General features: G+C 55.0%; 16 protein-coding genes. 9 read left to right on the top strand and 7 right to left on the bottom strand.

Annotated features, from left to right (window positions below):
• Window positions 1–1,122 carry an o-succinylbenzoate synthase gene (menC, locus tag VEV40_RS01115; RefSeq protein WP_324829529.1) on the top strand — a complete coding sequence of 374 codons (1,122 nt, stop codon included), beginning with the start codon at window positions 1–3 and terminating at the stop codon, window positions 1,120–1,122.
• 383 nt (window positions 1,123–1,505) lie between these two features.
• Here the strand turns inward: menC and VEV40_RS01110 are convergent, their stop codons facing one another.
• The gene (locus tag VEV40_RS01110; RefSeq protein WP_324829528.1) at window positions 1,506–2,321 is read right to left on the bottom strand and encodes an FkbM family methyltransferase; all 816 of its coding nucleotides are present in this window, start codon (window positions 2,319–2,321) and stop codon (window positions 1,506–1,508) included.
• A 246-nt stretch (window positions 2,322–2,567) separates the two neighbouring features.
• Window positions 2,568–3,449 (bottom strand): hypothetical protein, encoded by an 882-nt coding sequence (locus tag VEV40_RS01105; protein ID WP_324829527.1) that lies wholly within the window; start codon window positions 3,447–3,449, stop codon window positions 2,568–2,570.
• 391 nt (window positions 3,450–3,840) lie between these two features.
• On the opposite strand from VEV40_RS01105, the gene VEV40_RS01100 reads away from it, so the two are divergent.
• Window positions 3,841–4,260 carry a polymer-forming cytoskeletal protein gene (locus VEV40_RS01100; protein WP_324829526.1) on the top strand — a complete coding sequence of 140 codons (420 nt, stop codon included), beginning with the start codon at window positions 3,841–3,843 and terminating at the stop codon, window positions 4,258–4,260.
• 57 nt (window positions 4,261–4,317) lie between these two features.
• On the top strand, window positions 4,318–4,980 hold the full coding sequence (locus VEV40_RS01095; protein ID WP_324829525.1) for a methyltransferase domain-containing protein: 663 nt from the start codon (window positions 4,318–4,320) through the stop codon (window positions 4,978–4,980).
• Here VEV40_RS01095 and VEV40_RS01090 read toward each other — a convergent pair.
• On the bottom strand, window positions 4,970–6,040 hold the full coding sequence (locus VEV40_RS01090) for an SPL family radical SAM protein (RefSeq protein WP_324829524.1): 1,071 nt from the start codon (window positions 6,038–6,040) through the stop codon (window positions 4,970–4,972). The genes VEV40_RS01095 and VEV40_RS01090 overlap by 11 nt on opposite strands.
• Before the next feature lie 144 nt (window positions 6,041–6,184).
• On the opposite strand from VEV40_RS01090, the gene VEV40_RS01085 reads away from it, so the two are divergent.
• The gene (locus VEV40_RS01085) at window positions 6,185–6,895 is read left to right on the top strand and encodes a metal-dependent hydrolase (protein WP_324829523.1); all 711 of its coding nucleotides are present in this window, start codon (window positions 6,185–6,187) and stop codon (window positions 6,893–6,895) included.
• A gap of 46 nt (window positions 6,896–6,941) precedes the next feature.
• Here VEV40_RS01085 and VEV40_RS01080 read toward each other — a convergent pair whose 3' ends face one another.
• The 3 genes from VEV40_RS01080 to VEV40_RS01070 form a co-directional block, all read right to left on the bottom strand.
• A complete protein-coding gene (locus VEV40_RS01080; protein WP_324829522.1) occupies window positions 6,942–7,169 on the bottom strand; it encodes a hypothetical protein in 228 nt (75 codons plus the stop codon).
• A 251-nt stretch (window positions 7,170–7,420) separates the two neighbouring features.
• Window positions 7,421–9,796 carry an APC family permease gene (locus VEV40_RS01075; protein WP_324829521.1) on the bottom strand — a complete coding sequence of 792 codons (2,376 nt, stop codon included), beginning with the start codon at window positions 9,794–9,796 and terminating at the stop codon, window positions 7,421–7,423.
• A gap of 120 nt (window positions 9,797–9,916) precedes the next feature.
• Window positions 9,917–10,042 carry a hypothetical protein gene (locus tag VEV40_RS01070; protein WP_324829520.1) on the bottom strand — a complete coding sequence of 42 codons (126 nt, stop codon included), beginning with the start codon at window positions 10,040–10,042 and terminating at the stop codon, window positions 9,917–9,919.
• Between the two features lie 55 nt (window positions 10,043–10,097).
• Between VEV40_RS01070 and lnt the strand changes: the two genes are divergently transcribed.
• The 5 genes from lnt to VEV40_RS01045 all read left to right on the top strand — a co-directional run bounded on the left by lnt (window position 10,098) and on the right by VEV40_RS01045 (window position 19,391).
• Window positions 10,098–11,729, top strand: a complete 1,632-nt coding sequence (gene lnt, locus VEV40_RS01065; RefSeq protein ID WP_324829519.1) for an apolipoprotein N-acyltransferase — start codon at window positions 10,098–10,100, stop codon at window positions 11,727–11,729.
• Window positions 11,730–12,864, top strand: a protein-coding gene (prfB, locus tag VEV40_RS01060) for a peptide chain release factor 2 (protein WP_324829518.1) whose coding sequence is annotated in 2 segments (ribosomal slippage) — window positions 11,730–11,798 and window positions 11,800–12,864 — 1,134 coding nt in all. Because the reading frame shifts where the segments join, the coding sequence is not laid out codon by codon here.
• Between the two features lie 16 nt (window positions 12,865–12,880).
• Window positions 12,881–13,297 carry a CoA-binding protein gene (locus VEV40_RS01055; RefSeq protein ID WP_324829517.1) on the top strand — a complete coding sequence of 139 codons (417 nt, stop codon included), beginning with the start codon at window positions 12,881–12,883 and terminating at the stop codon, window positions 13,295–13,297.
• Window positions 13,298–13,445: 148 nt separating this feature from the next.
• Entirely contained in the window at window positions 13,446–15,500 is a 2,055-nt protein-coding gene (locus tag VEV40_RS01050) for a protein-disulfide reductase DsbD family protein (RefSeq protein WP_324829516.1), read from the top strand.
• A 345-nt stretch (window positions 15,501–15,845) separates the two neighbouring features.
• Window positions 15,846–19,391 (top strand): TonB-dependent receptor, encoded by a 3,546-nt coding sequence (locus VEV40_RS01045; RefSeq protein WP_324829515.1) that lies wholly within the window; start codon window positions 15,846–15,848, stop codon window positions 19,389–19,391.
• A 54-nt stretch (window positions 19,392–19,445) separates the two neighbouring features.
• On the opposite strand, the gene VEV40_RS01040 is transcribed toward VEV40_RS01045, so the two are convergent.
• Entirely contained in the window at window positions 19,446–21,080 is a 1,635-nt protein-coding gene (locus tag VEV40_RS01040; RefSeq protein ID WP_324829514.1) for a hypothetical protein, read from the bottom strand.
• Window positions 21,081–21,084: the final 4 nt, after the last annotated feature.

Genomic DNA, 21,084 nt, shown 5'->3' with positions numbered 1-21,084 from the left:
ATGAAAATTGACGCAATCGTTCTTCGCGAAATCCGTATGCCGCTGGTGCAGCCCTTCCAGACCAGCTTCGGGACCACCACTGACCGCCGCATCATGCTGGTTGAAATAAAAGCCGAAGGTTTTATTGGCTGGGGTGAGTGCGTGGCTGGCGAGCATCCCTACTTCAGCGATGAAACCATCGACACCGCGTGGCTGGTCACGGCACAGGAGCTTGCACCTGCGCTTGCCAGCGCTGATCCGGAGCATGGCGGCAAGTGCCCGGGCATCTTTCGCCAGGTGCGCGGGCATCGCATGGCCAAGGCGGCGCTTGAAAACGCGATCTGGGATCTTGAGGCGCAGATGCGCGGGATTCCACTGGCCGAGCTGCTTGGCGGCATACGCGAGGTCATTCCGTGCGGGGTCTCAATCGGCATCCAGTCAACTATGGAAAAGCAGCTTTCAGAGATTGAGAAAGAGTTGGCGGCGGGCTACCAACGTATCAAGCTTAAATGCAAGCCCGGCTGGGACGTGAAGATGTTTGAGGCTGTGCGCACACGCTGGCCCAACATCACATTGAGCTGCGACGCGAATTCCGCTTACCGGATGAACGACATTGAGCATCTTGTCAGTTTCGATGATTTCGATCTGCTGATGATCGAGCAACCGCTCTGGTCTGACGATTTCTACTTCCACTCTCTGCTGCAGAAGCGGCTTGACACGGCCATATGCCTTGATGAGTCGATCCGTAACAGGCGAGATGCGCTGGCGGCGATTGAGATGGAGTCGTGCCGCATCATAAACATTAAGAACGGGCGCGTCGGCGGCTTCAGCGAGGCCATAGCAGTGCACAACGCGGCAGAGGAGCGCGGTATTCCAGTATGGTGCGGGGGAATGCTCGAGACAGGCATCGGTCGCTCGCACAACATTGCGCTTTCGTCACTTGAAAATTTCTTGCTGCCCGGGGACGTATCGGCTTCAAAGCGCTACTGGAAGGAAGACATCATCGAGCCGGAAGTGACGGTCTCTTCAAAAGGCGAAATCACTGTACCGCAGAGCATAGGACGAGGCTTCGGGGTGCGTGAGGACTTGATCAAACAGCTTACTGTTCGCAAAGAGGAGATTCGCGCCTTGGCCTTCGCCTGACCCTCTATCTGAACGGCGGAACGAAAACAGCATGCAATTTGTATTACAAAGTGGCGGGAAAATTCGCCACTGTTGTGTGTTCATATGCGTTTTGGCGTGTCTACAGTTGAGGAAGCGATTATCAATAACTGCTATGACGGTCCGCAGCGCAAGGCGGCTTCACCGAACATCGCGAACACGAAGCGGCATACGATGATCGCCTCGAGCTCATGCAGGTCTTGAAGCGGCCAGCTATCAGCCCGACACTGATCCAACTTCATTCGATGACTCGCAGATGGATGACTTTGATAATGATTTCGCGGAAAGATAACAACTTTGCCTAAGCTCTAAGCAATCCGATCTTATATCGGGTAAAGGGATGAGAACGATTCTTGGCGGACATGTTAGTTGGCGAGGTGGACCGCTCCTTGCGGATCATTTTTCGGCCGCAAATTCATGCAGATATCCAATTCTCCCGATTTTAGATGCTGGTACTCATAAGATGACAGTGCAGCGAAAAAAGTATCGCGGCAAGCCTGGCTATGCAGCTCAATACAGAGATTCCTCACGAACGGTAACCAGTTATCAATGTTAGAGCGAAAGATCTCCAGCTCAACTCCCTCGACATCTATTTTTACAAGATCGACACGCTCGAAACCGCTTAATCTGATTAGATTCGCGATGTCCCAGGCTTCCACGCAAACTTCGTTTACATCTTCTGTTCCACGTTCATGAACGTGGATATTGGCAGCACAGCTTTTCCAACGCAGCACGAGAGTGGCGTGTCTGGACCACGCGGCGCCTCGTACTACTTGGGCCCTTTCACGATAAGGGGCCAAGTTCTCACTACAGACGGTGTAGTTGTCCGCATCCGCTTCTACGGCAAATACCCGCACATTCGGAAACCGATTGAGAAACCATGCACTCGAGAGTCCAATGTTCGCTCCAAGGTCTAGAATCGACGATATTTTCAAGTCGCCAAGCGGAGCATACTCGTTTTCAATCATGATCTGACGGAAGACAAAAGGATCGCTTGTGCGTGCGCGCAGTTTTACTGGATGGTCGAGAAATCTCGGCCACACCCGCACAAATCTTGGCGACGAAAAATTTAGGTTGTATTGCACGGTGCCGAATATCCATTGGCAGGTTGGTATGATGCCAACGGTGTGGCTGGCTCTGGCGCAATAATGGACAAAATTATTTACGCGATTCATGTTCATGAAATGTCCTTTCGCGTGCAAATAAGACGCTGGTCTTTGAATCAGACGCTGCTCCAATAACCTCAAGTGATTGTGTCAAATAACGATAGCTCTCAATGAGACAGGCTTGCTGATCCCGTGTGTACGCCTTGATCTTTCGATTCATCAATTGCGAAATAGCCGGCGTTTGGTGCGGAATATTCATTTCGGCTGCTATTGATCGGACAGCTCTCATAATCGCCAAACTTGCGGTGAAAGTATATAAGCCTACTTCGCGGATTGCACAATGCCCTCTCGCAACTGCGCATTGGTGGCAGTGCTGTTCAGCAGCATCTTGATGGCGTTCTGATAGCCCATCTCGGGGGGGACTGGCTCGAAGCGTAAGGCATCCTCTGTCGTCTGGAAGCTGATGGACTTGATCAGCAGTGCTTTTCCGGTGAGGCTCAGCTTCATGTGTGTGGTCTCCCAGTGATGTTCGCCTACGTCGGCTTGTTCTACGAGGATGCTGCCACCTTTGTATAGACGTCCCAGGATTCCCCAGCCGAATTCGACGTCCGCGATGAGATGCGCGTCAAGCCTGACCATGCGCTCCTGCGCCTTGTCGATCCACAACTCGCCGGCCATGCCCGCGTACACCTGGGCTTCGCGGTCGGGCGGATCGAAGTTAGGATTGGGATGGAAACTGAGACGATAGCATGGGCCATTCGGGCCATCCACCATGCCTTCAAATTTGTAAAGAAAAGCGTCAGGTAGCAGGCGAATCATTTCATTAGCGCGATTACTGTCCTCCTGCTCCCTCTTATGGCGGTGGGCCTGCAGTTCAGGGTGCGCGGCAAGATTATTGAGGCGATTGATCTCGGTCTGCTGTGCATCGGAGGCGAGAGGCTTGTCGTTTACTGCAATGAGGCGTGCGACATCTCCGTCTTTGGTTTCGATAATCTCTTTAGTTGTGATCTTGTTGTCGTCGATCTTGTGCAAGACATAGCGATAGGGATGATTACCATTCGAGGCTTTCAGTTCGTTCTGGGAGGCGCGGCGCACCAGCGCAACCGGATCGCGGGCCACGTCGTTATCATTCTGACCAAATGCCGCATTAGCAAGGAGCAATAGGACAATAGCAACCAGGGAGAAGCTTAAAACATGTTTCAAAGGCCAATCCATCGATATCGATATAGATGAACTGGGATAGGAGCCTTCCGATGTAGGGCATTGGGTTACTGGCCTAAAGCCCAAGGCTTCTGCCGAGCAACATTTTGAAACACGTTCCAGCAACCGGGAAGGCCAAAGAACCGCGCTTTCATTCCTCATGGCCTGTTTTCCATCGTACATTCTTTATCGTGACAGCATTTCTGCGCATCTTCCAACACGCTGAACAGTTAGACGCTCAGTTTCGCAGCGAAGTTTTCCTGAATCAAGCACTTCGGTTCTATTTTTGAACCGGCCGGGACAGCTTTAGCGTCTTCGCGTAGTTGCAGGGTAGTTCTTCGTTGCGTATATTCGTGGCAACGTCCCAGGTTTTCAATAGTCAGGAGAAAATTACATGGCTGCAGGCGACAGCGCAACTGCCACGATCGGAAAATCCGTCCAGATTCGCGGTGAAGTCAAGGGAAGTGAAGATCTTCTTGTGGATGGTCTTGTCGAGGGCACAATCACGCTCACCGACAGTAGGCTTACGATCGGCTCCAATGCGCGTGTACAGGCCAATGTGGCGGCGCGTGACGTGGTGATTCTTGGCACGTTAAACGGCAATATCAATGCGTCGGGACGTGTTGAAATGCGCGTCGGCTGCCGTGTTACAGGTGACCTTAAGGCGGCCCGTCTAGCGATTGAGGAGAACGCCGTCTTTTGTGGCAAGGTAGACTTAGTACAGGCATCGGGTTCGACGGAAAAGCACACCGCTTCTACGTCGCAGCAAACCACTACTGAAAAGCCTGGAGCGCTCTTTGGCGCAGCAAACTGAGTCCGGCACGGGACCACTGATACGATTACTGGTAATGAAATTGCTCAAAGGTATGGAATGAGCGTGCTGCGAAGCATATTCAGCCGCGGCCAGAGCGAAGATCACGGTCACAAGCCCACTCTCCTCTCCGGACCGCGACTGCCGCGACATTCAAGCGGCTGGTCCGCCTTACAGAAGCATCTGAAGGCGGAGCAATCTTTGCGTGTGCTCGACATTGGCCCTACTTCGCCGTCGAACATTAATTACCTCACCAGCTTGGGTCATAGCGTGTGGATGGCTGATGTTGTCGACGAAGCGCTGAAGAGCGAATGGATATTATCTCCTGCAGAACCGGGCGGTCAGCCACGATTTGACGTTGACGGCTTTTTCGAGCAGAACCTGAATTTCAATCGGCGCGAGTTCGATGTTGTGCTGTTGTGGACGACCCTCGACTACATCCCTGAAGGGTTGATTGAACCTTTGGTTGAGCGACTCTATCACTCAGTGCTTCCCGGCGGACGGATTCTCGCGTTATTTCACACCAAACAGACTGGCCCTGAGACAGTCTTTTGCCGGTACCATTTGACAGAAACCGAAGATATTGAGATGCAGGAAAGCGCACCGCATCCCATCCAGCGGGTCTATACCAACCGCAAAATCGAGCAGCTATTTAAAGCCTTCAGCAGCTCCCGCTTCTTCCTGGCCAAAGACAATCTTTACGAAATCATCATCACGCGCTAAATCTTCGCCTGAGTTCTTCAGCCTGGACTGGCTGAGGGAGCTTTGCCTGCTCCGGCCATAACGACTGTTGCACCGGGCTTGCATCCGATGGATCCATCTTGCGAACCGGCTGAAGTTCTCCACGCCGGTTTCCCAGTCCATATTTTCTTACGGCCGCTGCCAGCATGTCGGCGATGCGCTTATGATATGCCTTTGAGGTGAAGGCATTCTCGGCATAGCGCTTTTCATAGGCAGCTTCGAGAGCGGGGAAATTTTCATGCACAAAGGCCAAAAACGTTCCTTTGGAGCAGGGCTTAAGGAACAAGGGATTCGCGGCGAGAAAACTGGCCTGCGCGGCTTTGGCACGTCTCGCTATGGCATCGAATGCGGCAGGTGTGTCGTTAATGCCTGGCATGATGGGGCAGCAGAGCACGCCAGCGCGCAAGCCCTCCTCACGCAAAGCCGCGACAGTCTTGAAGCGCAAATCAGGACGCGGCGCTCGCGGCTCAAGAATGCGCGCCAGCTTCGCATCAGGCGTAGTGATGCTAAGGTGCAGTGCAAGCTGGTTATGCGCGGCGAATTTCTTGAGTAAATCGAGATCGCGCAGGATAAGCGTGGACTTAGTCACGATGCCGAGTTTCAGTCCGCGACACTCCGCCATTACTTCCAGAAGACTTCGCGTGACGCGCATGCGGCGCTCAACCGGCTGGTAGGGATCGGTAGCTGTGCCCATCGCGATTTCTTCGCCGGGGCGGAGCTTGCGAAGTTCCTGCCGCAGCAGCCATGCGGCGTTTTGCTTGACGAAAATGAGGCGCTCGAAAAGCTGCGGGTCGCGCAGTTCCATGAACTCGTGTGTGTAGCGCGCAAAGCAGTAGCGGCACCCGAACTCGCAACCCCTGTATGGGTTGATGGTTTTTCCGAAGGGAAGTGCGCGTTTCGATACCGACGTGTTGAGGATCGACCGCACCTGAATCGCGCGGTACTCTGTCAAATGGCCGGTATCGGCAACCTCCGCATGGCTGGCGAGACGCGCAATTCCGACTAATCTGGGCTGCCGTCCGTCTTCCCCGAATAGTGACAATGAGCTGGATATATTCGCTTTTTATTCGCCCATCCAATTACGCTACTCCCGGGCTGAGTGGCCGTCAAGAGTGGAAATTCTTGGCAGAAAAATCAATGATTTAACCGAGTTTTAGGCGCATCCTAAGGTAAAAAAGGAGCATATATGGCTGATTTGCAGGGCACGATTGTTACCTGGCTGGGACATGCCACAGTCCACATTGCGACGGCGAAGGGGACGTCGATACTCATTGACCCATTTATCGAACAGAACCCGAAATTCCCCAAGAATTACAAGCTTCCGGCAAAGATTGACCTGATTCTAGCAACGCATGGTCACGGCGACCATATTGCTGACCTCTTAGAGGTAGCAAAGAAGCACGACTCCACTGTCGTCGGCATGGTTGAACTTATCGGGTGGGCGCAATCTAAGGGTGTGAAGAACGCAATTGGCATGAACCTGGGTGGCTCGTGGAAACACGACGATGTGACTGTCAGCATGGTTGAGGCAAGACACAGTTCTGGAATCAGCGATGGAAATCAGACTGTTTATGGGGGCGAGCCAATCGGATTTGTTGTCACCATCCAGAACGGACCTGTGCTGTATCACGCAGGCGACACATGCGCCTTCCTTGACATGCAGCTTATTCGCGACCTTTATCATCCGCAGCTCGCCATGCTGCCTATTGGCGACCATTACACGATGGGACCGAAGGGCGCAGTGATAGCGGCGAAGTATCTGGGAGTCAAGAGTGTGCTGCCGATCCACTATGGGACATTTCCCGTGCTTACGGGAACTCCCGAAGAGTTATCGCAATTACTGGATGGAAGCGGCATTGAAGTGAAGGCAATTTCGCCGGGCGAAAGCCTGAGATGAAGGCAGGCAGCTGCAAGGTTCTGAAGCTGCCCTAACTGTAAAGTAATTATTTCTTGGCAGCCTGTTGCTTTTTGCGTTCCGCCCAGCGCTTCTTCATGGCTTCAGCAATGCGGCGGCGGCCTTCTGCGGTCATCGTCCGCTTGCGCCGCTTAACTACGACTTTCCTGCTGCTCGAACTGGTGCGCGAAGAAGATGTTCCAGCCAACAGCGCGCGCGCCTGTTTCAGGCGTGAAATCTCATTGTCCAACTCAGCTATTATTTTGCTGACTTCCACTATTCCCTCCGTTTGGACATCACAGTTAATTTTTATGTTGCGTTAGGAGAAGCAAAGTATCAGGAGCAATTGCGTGCGCTACTTTTCCAACATGCTGCATGCACTGGTACGAAAACAACAATGGCATAAAGCAAGAGCGCGTCTAACTCTTTCCTACTCTACGGGAACAAATCAGTAATTGACAAATGTGCTGGTCAAAAGAGGTGCAGAAAAGAAGGCTAAGTCGTGTTCACTGTCTCTAAGAGAGCAGTTTATGCGTCATGGTCGGATGGTTCGGAAGATGGCCTGGGAGCAGGAATCGAATAGTCCAGGCCCTTGCCTGGCCTGGGTGCAAGAGGCGAATCCAGCGTGTCGCCTTTGCTTCCATCTTTGCGGTAACGACGGATATCGCGCAAAGTTTCCTGCTTGTCACGCGCATACTCAATGGCGAGACGCGTAAGGGCATAGGTGACAATGTCGCTATGATGCAACCCTTGCATCTCAGGATCTCGTCGGAAGTTAAGCCACAATCTGTGCACAAGCTGTACGTCATCGGCCTGCAGCGTAGGAGCATGGGGTCCGATGTGAAAGCCCTGCGCATCGCCATTCGGCATGACGACATAGAAGGTAAATTGCCGTTTTGGCTCCGGCAGGTTCTCCCATGCCTGACCCACATGATAGGCCTGCTCCTGCGCGGTCATCTTTGTAGATAGTCCGGAAACCAGCGCCGTAACTTCAAGTGAGTTCGCCGTCTGCACCAGGGCCGCGAAGATATCGCCTGCGGGAACAACCAGCAATGAGATATGTTTGCCAAAGCTCTCTGCTACTGACACAGCTTTGGTAAAAAGCATCTGCTCATGCTCGCTGAAGAGCTGTTCGGATGCGCTGATATATGCTGGGCCGCCAGCGCCCATCATGCGGGCCGTCAGCACGACAATGTCCTGGTCATCGGTATTCGTGCGTGAAAGGGCCCACTTTAGCGCGAATGGGTTCGCAGCATCGCGTATTGTAACCAGGATGCTGCCGGGACGGAGTTCCAGCGCCTCGCGTCCGATGGTCTCCGGTTGCTCAAGCTGGAAATGCTCCTTCATCTGCTTCGCCGCCGCAGCATGCTTGCGTTTGTTGCGCGCTTCGGAAACGGTGAAAATCGTGTAGAAGGAAGCAGCAAAGAGTATACCGCTTTCCGTGGCCACGCTCTTGGTAAATAAGTTGACGACCGCCGTGCAGAGCAGAACGATGAATACCGAAAACAAGCCGATGGGAAGCTCGGTTTTGCCGATGCAGATGTTGATTGGCACCTTCCATCCGCGTTCGCCTTTGTATTTCCAGCGCAGCACCAGCATGGCCAGCGAGTTAAAGGTGAAACTCCAGATCACGCCGAAGGCATAAGCCTCGCCCAGGGTAATGACGTTGCCGCGGCTGGCGATGATGGTGAAAAGCTGCAGGGCCGTGACCAGGTTGACGATGCGATAGCTGGTGCCGAATTTCTTGTGCGGCTTGCGAAACCAGTCGGTGAGAACGCCGTCTTCGGCAATGCGCATCAGCACGCCGGTCGAACCGATGATGGAGGTATTGATCGCCCCGGAGAGAATCAGGAAGCCGACGATAACGACAAAGACACGGAAGATAATCTTCAGCGTGAGCGGTCCGACGACATACATCGCTAGACCTGCGATCAGGTTGTCGCGATATATGGGCACACGCACCGAATCCGGAATCAGCATTACCGCCAGCAGCGAGACGATTCCGGTGAATACGAAGCTGTAAATGGCGATGACGATCGCTGCGCGCTTCAGGTTTTTGAGCTTAGGGTGCTCGATCTCGCGATTGACCTGTGCCAGCGTCTCCTCGCCGCTCATGGCGAGCACAGAGTGGCCGAATGCCATGATGATGCCGAAGAGTCCGAGAGTGGTCGCAAACTTGGTCCCGGCGAGAAAGCCGAGCGCATCATGCGAGAAGTGCAGGTTTGAAGGAATCGGAAGAGGCGGCAGCGCGGCCCTGACATGAATGGCGGAGAAGATGCCCCAGCTCAGCAACAGCACCACCATCACGGTGGTAATTTTCATTACTTCCAGAGCCTTGTCGGTCGATTCCTCAATGCCCTTGGTGTTCTGCCACCAATAGTAGATGGTTACCACGATGCAAAAAACCGCCGATGTTGCATCCATCGGCAATTGGCGCGCATGACCTGCGTTGATAAGGGCAACCGGCAGCCATCCGTGAGCCGCGCCGACGGTCGTCAACTCATTCAACAGGCCCGTGATGTATTGCCCTGCAGACACACCCGAAATTGGTCCTGTAAGGATGTAGTCAAACATCAGGGCCGATACGCTCAGTTTGGCAAATGTGCCGCCCAGAGCCTCCTTCACCACGCGGTATACGCCGCCGCGGGTGAACATCGAGCAGCTTTCCACATACACCGCGCGCACGCCGAAGGCGAACACCATGACGCCGAGGATGAACCAGGGCGCGGCCTTGCCTACCGCCTCTTCCGCAATGCCGCCTGCGTAGAAAGCTGAGGAGCCCAAATCATTGAGAACGACGGCTGCCGCACGCCAGAAGGATATGAAGGTGAGCATGACCGAGGAGGCAACTACCAGCCTCACCCGGTTCGATTGCGGAGCGTTAAACGTTTGACCGACTGACATGGATGAAGGTGAAAACCTTGCTTCTCACCACCGGGCAAAGTACTGCCCCCGGCAAGGACGCTCAGCGCTGAGTTTATGTCTAGTTTGAACGGCAGTCAATGAGGAAGCGTGTGGTGGGCTTTATTCCCCGGCGATTTGTCGCAAGTCTTCTATAAAGCTGATGATAACGACAATTGCCGAGCCGGCCAGTCCGATGAAAAAAAGCCAGGTCAGCAGGTGCATTCCGAGATACACGAGTGCGCTCACAGCAGTATTCTACCGCGAGCGCGATGTGCTGGTCTGGATGGTAGACTCAGCCTGAATGCGCTCCTTCATTCGCAGGCCCATTCTTCTCGGGTTGCTCTCGGCTATCCTTCTCGACCTGCCATTTCCCATTGCCGGACCACTGCCGCGATGGCGCGCGGCCTTTGCCTGGGTTGCCCTTATCCCTCTGCTCTATGGGCTGCTTATGGAATGCAGTGTCGAAGCAGAACACTACCTGCGCCGCAGCGTACTTGCCGGGTATGTCTGCGGAGTGTTCTGGTACATCCTGAACTGCTACTGGATTTACGCCACTATGCACCTTTATGGAAATGTGCCGCCACCGGGCGCGGTCGGCATTCTGGTGCTCTACAGCATGGTGCTGGGTCTGTATTTCGCGCTCTTCGGATTTCTTGTAGCGCTGTGCCGCAAGGCGTTTGGTACGAATGTATTTCCTCTAGTGCTGGCGCCGTTCTTCTGGGCAGCGATTGAACTGGCCGCCGCGCACATCACCAGCGTTCCCTGGGACCAACTGGGCTACTCGCAGGTGGATAATTTCCTGCTCACGCGCCTTGCTCCGTTCACCGGCGTTTATGGAATTTCATTCGTGCTTGCTGCGGGGAATGCATTGCTCGCGGCTGCGCTGCTTGCGCGCTCCATTCATATGCGCATCCGGATCAGCGTAGGGGCCATGCTGCTGATTGTGCTGCTTCAGTTCGGTTCATTTTTTGCGCCGAAGCCGTCTCCAACCTCGACTTTTGCCGTTCTGTTGCAGCCAAACCTCGATGTAGGTGCGGACAACGAATGGGTTGGCCCGGTGTGGGATGAAAATGCTTCGTGGATTCTGGAGCAGAGCCGTCTCACCTGCACTCCTGCTTATATGGGACTGCCGAGGCACTCGGCAAAAATGCAGCAGCCGTCGTGCGGCGGGAACGTATCGCCTCCGGGTGTTGTTGTGTGGCCGGAAGCGCAGTCTTCTTTGCGCAGCGATGAGCCGCGCACAGTTGCTTTGTTGCGCAGCATGGCGACTAGTACGCACGCTCCTGTAGTCGCAGGTATGCTGGGACACGATCAGGCAGGCACATATAATTCCGGCGTCTTTACTGCTCCGGATGGCAACATTCTTGGCCGCTACGACAAGATCCACCTCGTTCCCTTCGGCGAATATGTGCCTTATCGGAATGTCTTTTTCTTCGCAAAGCATCTTACGCAGCAACTTGTCGATTTGCAGCGCGGCACTTATCGTAAGGTCTTCAGCGCCGGCGGACATACTTTCGGCATCTTTATTTGCTACGAATCAATCTTTGCGGATGAGGTGCGCCAGTTTGCCATCAATGGAGCGCAGGTCTTCGTCAATATCTCTGATGACGGCTGGTATGGCGATACCAGCGCACCGTGGCAACACCTGAATATGGCGCGGATGCGGGCGATTGAGAACGACCGCTGGATTCTGCTCGACACGAATAATGGAATTACCACGGCTATCGATCCGCGAGGCCGCGCGACGGTAAGCGCGCCGCGCAATGTGCGGACTTCGCTGGTGGCGCGGTTCAGCTACAACGACGATCTCACCTTCTACGCACGCTACGGCGACCTCTTCGCCATCCTCTGTGGGATAATCACATTAGCGGCCGCAGTGAAGGCAGCGCGCCTTCTTGCCCGCCAATCTTCACGTAAAAGACAGGTCTCCTAAGTGTTGAACGATCTCGAATTCGCCTACACGCCCGTCCGGGACAAAGTCCGCGACCTGCGGGAGTATCTTTGACTCTGCCCGTCTTCGCAAACAATTAGCTGAAATAGAAACTAAACTTTCTGATCCAGGTCTGTGGTCGAATGCCGCGCTGTCGCAGCCGCTGATGCGTGATCGTAAGCGCATCGAGGAGCGGCTTGCTTCAGATGATGAGCTTGTAAGCCGCACAGGAGACATCGAGGCGTATTTCGATCTCGCGCGTGAAGGCGAGCCTGTCGAGCCGGACCTCGAACGCGAGATTCAGTCGTTGAGCGAATACGTCGAGAAGCTCGAAGAGCGCACCATGCTCTCAGGTGAGACTGACGCGCTGAATGCAATTGTGACCGTGCATCCGGGAGCGGGCGGCACCGAGAGCCAGGACTGGGCCGAGATGCTGATGCGCATGTATCTGCGCTGGGCTGAGCAGCAGGGCTTCAAGACGGAGATGAACGACTATCAGGACGGCGAAGAAGCCGGCATCAAGTCGGCGACCTTCACCGTCTCCGGCGACTATGCCTTCGGCCTGCTCTCGGGCGAAACCGGCGTGCACCGCCTCGTGCGCATTTCGCCGTTTGACGCAGCCAAGCGCCGCCATACTTCATTTGCGTCGGTCTTTGTCTCGCCGGGAATCGACGATTCGATAGAAATCGACATCAAACCGGAAGACATCCGTACAGATACGTACCGCTCGGGCGGCAAAGGCGGCCAGCATGTCAACACGACTGACTCCGCCGTACGTATCACGCATATTCCTACCAACATAGTAGTGCAATGCCAGAACGAGCGCTCGCAGCACAAGAACCGCGAGAAGGCGATGAAGATGCTGCGCTCGCGTCTCTACGAATTCGAACTGGAAAAGAAGAAAGCCGAGACAAAGAAGCTCGAAGACTCAAAGCTGGACATTAACTTCGGCTCGCAGATTCGCTCCTATGTTCTGCAACCCTATCGCATGGCCAAAGACCACCGCACAAAAGTCGAGGTTGGCGATGTGGATCGCGTGCTCGATGGCTACTTAGAACCGTTTATTCGTGGATATCTGATGATGCGGCGGAATGGCGGAGTGTCTGTGGCTGTGGATGCGGGAGACGATTTGGAATAAGGCCGTGGCCTTTGATATGAACGAACCTGCCACCATCCGCGAAATTCTCGATAACGCGAAGATCATCGCTGTCGTTGGCCTCACCGATAAGGAAGGCCGCGCCAGCCTGGGTGTTTCGCGTTTTATGCAGAGTCGTGGATATCGCATTGTCCCGGTCAATCCGCTGATAGAAAGCTCGCTTGGTGAGAAGGCTTACTCTACACTCGATGCGACGCTTGAATCAGTGGGCAGGATCGACGTTGTCAATGTTTTTCGCCAGCCGAAATATGTTCTCGATATCGTGAAGGACACGATCCGTCTGAAGATTCCGTATCTCTGGCTGCAGGAAGGCGTTGTGCACGAGGAAGCCGCTGCCCAGGCCGAGGCTGCTGGAATTAAGGTGGTGATGGACCGCTGCATTCTGAAAGAGCGCATGGCTGCCGGCTGGGGCTAAAAAGCAGATCCTTCGCTGTGCTACTTCACTGCGTGTCTTCGGCAACCTTGTAACCGGAACATTCTGCAGTGCGTCCTACAATAGAGTTACCGGCAAAATGCGCGTCCGCACTCTAATTCCGATTCTTTGCATCTTGATTTTCACGTCTGTGGCGTGGTCTGCGCCGACAGCAACGGCGCCGCACCTGACCGTGCAACTGGTTGTGCCGCCTGCGGAAATCTATCCGGGGCAGAACTTTACTGCGGGCCTTTATTTCAAGCTCGATCCCGGCTGGCACGTTTACTGGATCAATGCTGGCGATTCCGGTGAGCCGCCGCGCGTCAGGTGGACGCTGCCCGAAGGTGTTACCGCCGACGGGATGCAGTTTCCCGCGCCGAAGCGTTTGCCGCTCGGCCCTTTAATGGACTTCGGCTATGAGAATGAAGTCCTGTTTCCGGTCCCGGTGCACGTCAGTCCGGCATTTAAGCCCACAGGCAATGAGGCAACGTTAAGTGCAAAGGTAGACTGGATCGTCTGCCGTGAAGTTTGCATTCCCGGCAAAGCGACTCTTGACGTTGAGCGCACAGCGCTGTCATCGCCTCCGTCGTCGCCTACTTTTGTCAGCGCGGACCAGCAGTTGATCGCGCGTCTGCAACACACCATGCCGCAGCCGTCGCCCGCGAGCATGGAAGCGAAGTTCATGCCGACGGCCACAGGCTTCAATCTGACGGTGATTACCGGCAGGCAAGAGACAGCGGCGCAGTTCTTTCCCTTCGATCAGAACCAGCTCGCCAACGCCGCGCCACAGCCGGTAACGCCGCTCGGCAACGGATTCGAGATCAGCCTGAAGAAAGACGAGAACCTCAAGCAGAATCCAGGTCGGCTGCATGGGCTAATTGTTCTGGGTGATGGCAATGCCTTCGAGATCAACGCAGAGCAGGGAACACTTGCCGCCGCGAAATCCTCTTCAAGCAGTGATACGGCGGGCCTCGCCAAAATCGCCGGGCTTGCGTTCATCGGCGGCATGATTCTCAACCTCATGCCGTGTGTCTTTCCTGTGCTCTTCATTAAAGGCCTATCGCTCTTGCAGTCCTCGCAACAGGAGCGCCACAGGCTGCGCGCACACGGATGGGTGTATACGCTCGGCATCCTCGTCTCGTTCTGGATCGTCGTCGCGCTGCTGCTGATTTTGCGTGCGGGCGGACGTCAGCTTGGATGGGGCTTTCAATTCCAGTCGCCGATTTTTATTGGCATCATCGCACTGCTGCTCTTTTTCCTCGGGCTCTCGCTTGCGGGACAGTTTGAGATTGGTCTCTCTCTCACCAGCAAAGGCTCCGGGCTTGCGGCGCAGCATGGATACGCGGGCAGTTTCTTTACCGGAGTGCTGGCGATGGTCGTCGCCACTCCCTGTACTGCGCCATTTATGGGGGCGGCGTTGGGCTATGCACTCGCTCATTCGGCCCTTGTCAGCCTTGTGGTTTTCACGGCGCTGGCATTGGGGCTGGCTGCGCCTTATCTGTTCCTGACCTTCAATCCTGCATGGACGAAGCTCCTGCCGCGCCCCGGCGCGTGGATGGAAATTCTCAAACAGGCCACGTCAATCCCTATCTTTGCTACAGTGATCTGGCTGGTGTGGCTCTTCGTCCAGTCTGCCGGAACGAATGCGCTCTTTTATCTGCTGTCCGCATTTCTGTTGCTGGCCATCGCCGGTTGGATACTCGGACGCTGGCCAGCCCGGCTAATTGCAACCACGGCTGCTACTTTTGTGCTGATTCTGGCAATCGCGCTTCCTGTTCTCGGCGCGCGCAAGGGCAGCGTGGCGTCCGCGCATGCCAACACAACAATAGCAAAGTCGCAGTGGGAGCCATTCTCGCCTGCACTGGTGGAAAAATATCGAGCGCAGGGGCGTCCAGTATTCATTGACTTCACAGCTGACTGGTGCCTCAGTTGCCAGGTAAATGAGCGCGTCATTCTCAACAGAACTGATGTGCAGCAGAAACTGCGCGATGGCGGATTCGCTCTCGTCCGCGCCGACTGGACAAACGCTGATCCCACCATCACGCAGGCTCTCAATTCACTCGGACGCAGCGGCGTGCCCACTTACGCCATCTACTCAGGTACCGCACAGGACGCGCCACAGGTCCTCCCTGAAGTATTGACGCCGGGCATAGTGCTCAACGCGATTGACCGGGCGCAGCAGAAACAGGCAAGCCTCGCCCGCTGATTTTCTACTGCATATTCCTCACAATTCAAGTCTGTTTTTCCACAACGAAACCATGAAGATCCGGTGAAAATGCCGGCCATGCAGAGGCAGGCCGCATTTTGTAACTGTCGCGTCACATATCTCTGGCATGTTGTCTCAGAGACTTCTCTACATTGATAAAGCGCTCGACAGGGCAAAAGGTTCTGGTGCACAATGAGCGGCAACCTGAATCACTGCCCCTGATTTTCTGGAGAACTGACGACGGCAACTTCCCCACAACCGCGCAGACGGTTGTTTCTTATGCCGTCCGGTATCAAACTCAGTCCATTTGAACGCGTTGCTGTAAACAGGAGGCCGTAGACCCACATGAAAAGTCAGCGATTGTTGCAACGAAGCTTGAACTCCGTCATCATCCTTGCCGTTTGCCTGCTTGTCAGCGCAAGCAGCAGGGCGCAGTCTATTCAAGGAAGCATTCTCGGCAACGTAAAAGACGCCGGCGGCGCTGTGGTTGCCGGGGCCGACGTTTCCCTGACGAACACCGAAGAAGGATCAGTCCGCACCACCAAAACCAATGAAACAGGAGATTATGTCTTCGCCGACGTGAAGGCCGGCGTCTACACCGTGGAGATCGCGCAGAGCGGATTCCAGAAATGGTCGGCAATCGGCATTACGCTTGCCGTCCGCCAGCAACTTCGCGTGGACGCCTCTCTCGTAGTGGGCAGCATCCAGCAGGTGATTACTGTCTCCGGTGATACCATCAGCACAATCGACACCGAGACACCTTCCATCAACGCTGTATACAGCGCTGCAGATGTCGCCAACCTACCAGTGAATACGCGTGCCAGCGCCAGCGGCACCAGCGCCCTGGGCATTGTCGGCACTTTGCCCGGTGTGCAGGCAGATCACGGCAGCTTTTCTTTGCAAGGCGGTTTGCCGTTTCAGACAGAAGTTTCCGTAGACGGCATTACAGTCCAGAGTGCGACGGGGAATTCACCGATAGCTGATGCATTTCCTTCAAGCGAGTCGATTTCCGAACTGCGTGCCGATGGCGCGCAGAACAATGCTGAGTTTGGTCAGCCTGGCGAGGTGACGGTGACGACGAAGGCCGGAACAAATACGATCCACGGCTCGGCATTCTGGTATCAGCAGAACGCAGCATTCGACGCGATCCCGTACACCTATCCAACTACCCTCCACAAGGCGAAGCTCATCGGCAACACCTATGGTGGCAGCTTCGGTGGCCCGGTTGTTATCCCGCACCTATACAACGGGCACAACAGAACATTTATCTATGGCGCGTATGAAGGGTGGCGGCATCCCTCGCAGTCAACAGAAAGCTTCAAGGTTCCCAGTACGTTGATGAAACAAGGGGATTTTTCGAAGTACTCCTCCGAAGGCTTTACGGGGCTCACCAATCCATTTACTGGGGGAAGTTATGGGACCAAGCTGCCTTCCATCAATACATCCGCGCAAAAGCTGCTCTCGTTTTATCCTGACCCGAACGTCGGCGATCCGACCGTTTATGTTGATGACGGAACGGCCAACTATATCGTTAATAAAGACAGCAGCGGCCACTCTGACCAATTCGACATACGTGGAGACCAGTATTTCGGCGCAAACCAGAAATTTCTTCTGTGGGGCAGGTTTACATGGAAGAACTTTCCGATCAGCAGCCCCGAGCCTCTCGCTGTTCCATCTTCTTTAAATACCAATCAATCACGCGTTCTGAAAGTAAGTGCAAACTGGACCATTACTCCGCATGTGATTAATGAAGCTGGATTTGGCTTTACGCTTTACAGTTCGGGGCAATCAAACACCTTCGACGGCAAGTCCTTTACGCAGGGACTGGGGCTGAACGGATTAGAAAATCTCTTCTACAACGGTATCCCCGAGCTTGACTTCAACAACATCAGTGCGCTGAACGCGGACCGGTTGACTTCTCTCAACAAGTCTCGCACCTATGTCTATACCGATGCATTGAGTTGGTCGAAGGGGAATCACGAGTTCAAATTCGGCGCTGATATCCGGACGCTCGAAGCCATTACCCCGCTAGGCTTCAACGGCTCTGACAACTATGGCACCTTCGGGTACAACACGCAGGGCAGCGCAGGCCTCTTTACCGGGGTGGATTTTGCCGACTTCCTCTCGGGCCTTCCTTATCAGACGTTCTACGATGTCGTAGAGCAGGACAATGACGGCACTTCGATCCACTACCACTTCTATGGCCAGGACCAGTGGAAGGTCAGCCCGGACCTGACGCTCAGCTATGGCATTCGTTACGAACTGCACCCGGGCTACTATGACAAGGGCGGAGACATTGGGAACTTTGATCCCAGCCTCCCGCTCGCCGGTCGCTCCATTTATCCTGACGGCAAATCCAGTCTTTTGGCGCAGGGCTTCCTGGCCAGCGCCAATGCCTGCAATCCCGACGGAATAAACAACACTAACTCAGCCATCATCAACGGCGCTCCCTGCATGCCTGTTCTCACCAATAGTCAGGCAGGCTTCCCCTCGGGACTGAAGAAATATCCCCATTGGCGCTTCATGCCGCGCTTCGGTTTTGCGTGGCGTCCGTTTCATGATGACAAAACAGCAGTCCGCGCCGGTTTCGGCATGTACAACATCACCGTGCTCGGTGGAAACTTTTACTCTCTGACAGGCACGTTGCAGGCGCAGACTACGCAATACACGAACACGCTCGACACGAACACGCACACCGTCGGCTATCAGTGGCCAAATATCTATGCGGGGGCTGGCAGCGGCGGCTGCTCCACGTGCTATGGGCAGGACTACTTTGGGACCGCCAACAGCACCAACTGGAAGGACCCCTATACCGAGCAGTGGTCTTTGAGCATCGACCGCGATTTTGGCAGAGGCTATGGCGCGCGCTTATCTTACATTGGATCGGTGACGCACGAACTGGTCTGGGCGCCGGATGAAAATACCCTGCCTTTCTCAAACACGACCTCAGCCAACTTCCAGCCATTAAGCGCGCGGCTCTTCCCCAACTGGGGACGAATCAACACGCGCGCCACTGGCGCCAATTCAAATTACAATTCACTTCAAGTTGAGTTTGACCATCGATATCAGCATGGGCTCGAGCTGAACTCATCCTGGACCTACGCCAAGGCGCTTTCGGATAACCAGGGCCCGGCTAACACCGGCTTCGCCGGCGAAACAGGAGGCTCGCGCGCCACCTCAATCATTGCCCGCTACGTGGATTACGGAAACGTCTTCGGCACGCGCCGTCATCGCTGGAACACCACCGCGGTCTACGACCTTCCCTTCGGACGCGGACGCATGTTTGGATCTAGCATGTCCCGCATTGCGGACGCGGCTGTCGGCGGGTGGAGGCTTTCGAGCATCTTCCTCTGGCAAGGTGGACCGTATGAATCGCCCTATTTCCCGAACGGCCAGGGCGATCCCTCCGGCACAGGCTCGGGGCTGAATGGAACAGATTCAGGCTTCGACGGCGGCCATCGGAATCAGTATCCCGATCGAGTGCAAAGCGCGAGCATCAAGCCAACCAGTAGAACGCGTTTGACCTGGATCAATCCCGGCGCTTTTACATGCCCCGGCTATGCCAGTTGGCAGCCGGGAACGGCCTGCACCACCGGCAGTGGCTCCGGCCCTTTTCCGAACCCGATTGGCCGTTTTGGAAATGCAGGACCCGGCTCCGTCATTGGCCCAGGCACCGTCAACCTTTCCGCCGGACTTAGCAAGACATTCTCCATAACTGAGCGGCTGAAGCTGAAGGCGGAGGGTACGTTCACTAACGTGCTCAACCACACTAACCTGAGCGATCCGAATATGAATGTCAGCTCTCCGAGCTTCGGCTTGATCTCAAGCGCTATCGGTTCAGACTTTGGCGGCGCGAGGTCTGGGCAAGTCTCGATGCGGCTGGATTTCTGATCGCTTGAGAGCAACTTCTAAAAGCGTGGGCCTTTCTGGTCCGCGCTTTTGGTTTTAGTATCGCCAGCTCGTCAAATCCGCGTCCTTCGGTGCCGTCTTCTCAATCCGGTCGATTATCTTTGGTAGATACATCGTGTTGTAGTGCAACCGCGACAGATAGTTCGGCTCCGTCGGATCGCCATTCCAGCAGTGCTCCGCGCGGTCGCCATACTTCACCTCGCCGTCATAGGGAGGGTTCTTCGTCGACTTCAGAAAATCCTCCATATAGTAGACAGCGTTGTTCAGGAAGTAAGTGTCCGCGCTACCCACATAGATGTGAATCTTGCCCTGTAGCTTCGGGCCGAGAGTCGGCCAGTTCTTCTCCATGATGGCGCGCAGATCATAGTGCTCCTTCCAGTATTCGGCGACTTTGTAGTCAATCACGCCTGTCTCCTTGTCGAAGATTGGCTGCGGATAGCCGTCCGCGCCTACCGGACCGAAGACCGCCTGCCAGATGTCGTATTGTTCGCCTGAGCGTCCGTGGTCACCCAGCGCCAGTTCGTATGCGCTGTTGTCTCGCTGCAAGGCGAGAGTTTTCCCGAGATAATTCCGCATCGAAGGCTGCGGCACGCGCTTGTGCGCACCCTGCGTGTAGAATGCGTTTGCATCATCGTAGAGATTGATTGTCGTGTATCCGCGAAAATCTATCGGGTCAGGACATGCGGCAAACGTCCCGTTGTAGTGGTCGGGATAAAAGACCTGCACAGCCAGCGCTTCCCAGCCGCCGGTCGATCCGCCATACATAAATCGCGCCCACCCTTGTCCAATGCCGCGAAACTTCTTTTCGATTGCGGGAATCAGTTCCGTCTCAATGGCATCGCCATACGGTCCGACATTGGCGGAGTTCACCGCATACGAATCGTCATAGTACGGATTGGCATGATTGATCTTCACAATCAGCACACGCGGGAATTTAGGGCTGATCCATTGCAGATAGTACTTGTAAGCCTCCTGCTGCTGAATGCGGTTGTAACCGGAGATGTGAAAACGCTCGCTGTAGTCCGGCTTCAGATCCGGATCAGGCGGCTCGGTGCGGAAATCGCCAAAGCCTTCAGAGAAGTGATCGTGAAAGATTATCAGCGGGAAGTGGGCGTTGGGGTGCTCGTCGAAACCTTCGGGCACCAGCACAATCGCCGACAGATACATCGGCCGTCCCCAGAACTTTGTCAGCAGCGCGCTCTGGATTTTCAAATGCCGGATGTATTTCATGTCTTTCGCGTCTGGAATCGGCGGAATTTCCTGGTCTAGCGAGATGGTTGCTGTGGTTCCTGGCCCGACATGTATCTTCTCCGGCTTGCTGTACAGGTTTCCCGGCGAGATGTTCCAGTGCTGCCCTTCGCCCTGGTCCATGTGCAGCTTCACCGTTGTGCCGTCGCTGCGATGAAACGTTTCATAGCGGTTCAGCACAGCCTGAACATAGTAATCGCCTTCGGGAACGTCCTTCAGACTGCGAATCGGGTAGCCAAACGCCGAGTCATCGACCTCTGTCGCGTCGCCGGGCTTCCAGCCATCGACCGTGACGCCAAAGACCATCTGCGTGCGCGCCGTGTCGTTGATCTGCATCCGCGGTTCCGCAGTCGGATCATTGGAGAGCAGCAGGAGAAGCCGCCCGTCGAGCGGCTGCGCGCTGCGCTCCGAAGAAAAGCTCACGGAA

Origin of the sequence: Alloacidobacterium sp. (assembly GCF_035631355.1) — a bacterium.
Classification (GTDB): Bacteria; Acidobacteriota; Terriglobia; order Terriglobales; family Acidobacteriaceae; genus Alloacidobacterium.
Note: the sequence above shows the minus strand (reverse complement) of the source record. Positions and strands in the feature narration are given on the sequence as shown.

Coding starts and splice junctions, on each gene's coding strand:
- VEV40_RS01085 (WP_324829523.1), top strand. CDS start 6,185: ATGGCTGATTTGCAGGGCACGATTGTTACCTGGCTGGGACATGCCACA.
- VEV40_RS01100 (WP_324829526.1), top strand. CDS start 3,841: ATGGCTGCAGGCGACAGCGCAACTGCCACGATCGGAAAATCCGTCCAG.
- VEV40_RS01075 (WP_324829521.1), bottom strand. CDS start 9,796: ATGTCAGTCGGTCAAACGTTTAACGCTCCGCAATCGAACCGGGTGAGG.
- lnt (WP_324829519.1), top strand. CDS start 10,098: ATGCGCTCCTTCATTCGCAGGCCCATTCTTCTCGGGTTGCTCTCGGCT.
- VEV40_RS01055 (WP_324829517.1), top strand. CDS start 12,881: ATGAACGAACCTGCCACCATCCGCGAAATTCTCGATAACGCGAAGATC.
- menC (WP_324829529.1), top strand. CDS start 1: ATGAAAATTGACGCAATCGTTCTTCGCGAAATCCGTATGCCGCTGGTG.
- VEV40_RS01095 (WP_324829525.1), top strand. CDS start 4,318: ATGAGCGTGCTGCGAAGCATATTCAGCCGCGGCCAGAGCGAAGATCAC.
- VEV40_RS01045 (WP_324829515.1), top strand. CDS start 15,846: ATGAAAAGTCAGCGATTGTTGCAACGAAGCTTGAACTCCGTCATCATC.
- VEV40_RS01110 (WP_324829528.1), bottom strand. CDS start 2,321: ATGAACATGAATCGCGTAAATAATTTTGTCCATTATTGCGCCAGAGCC.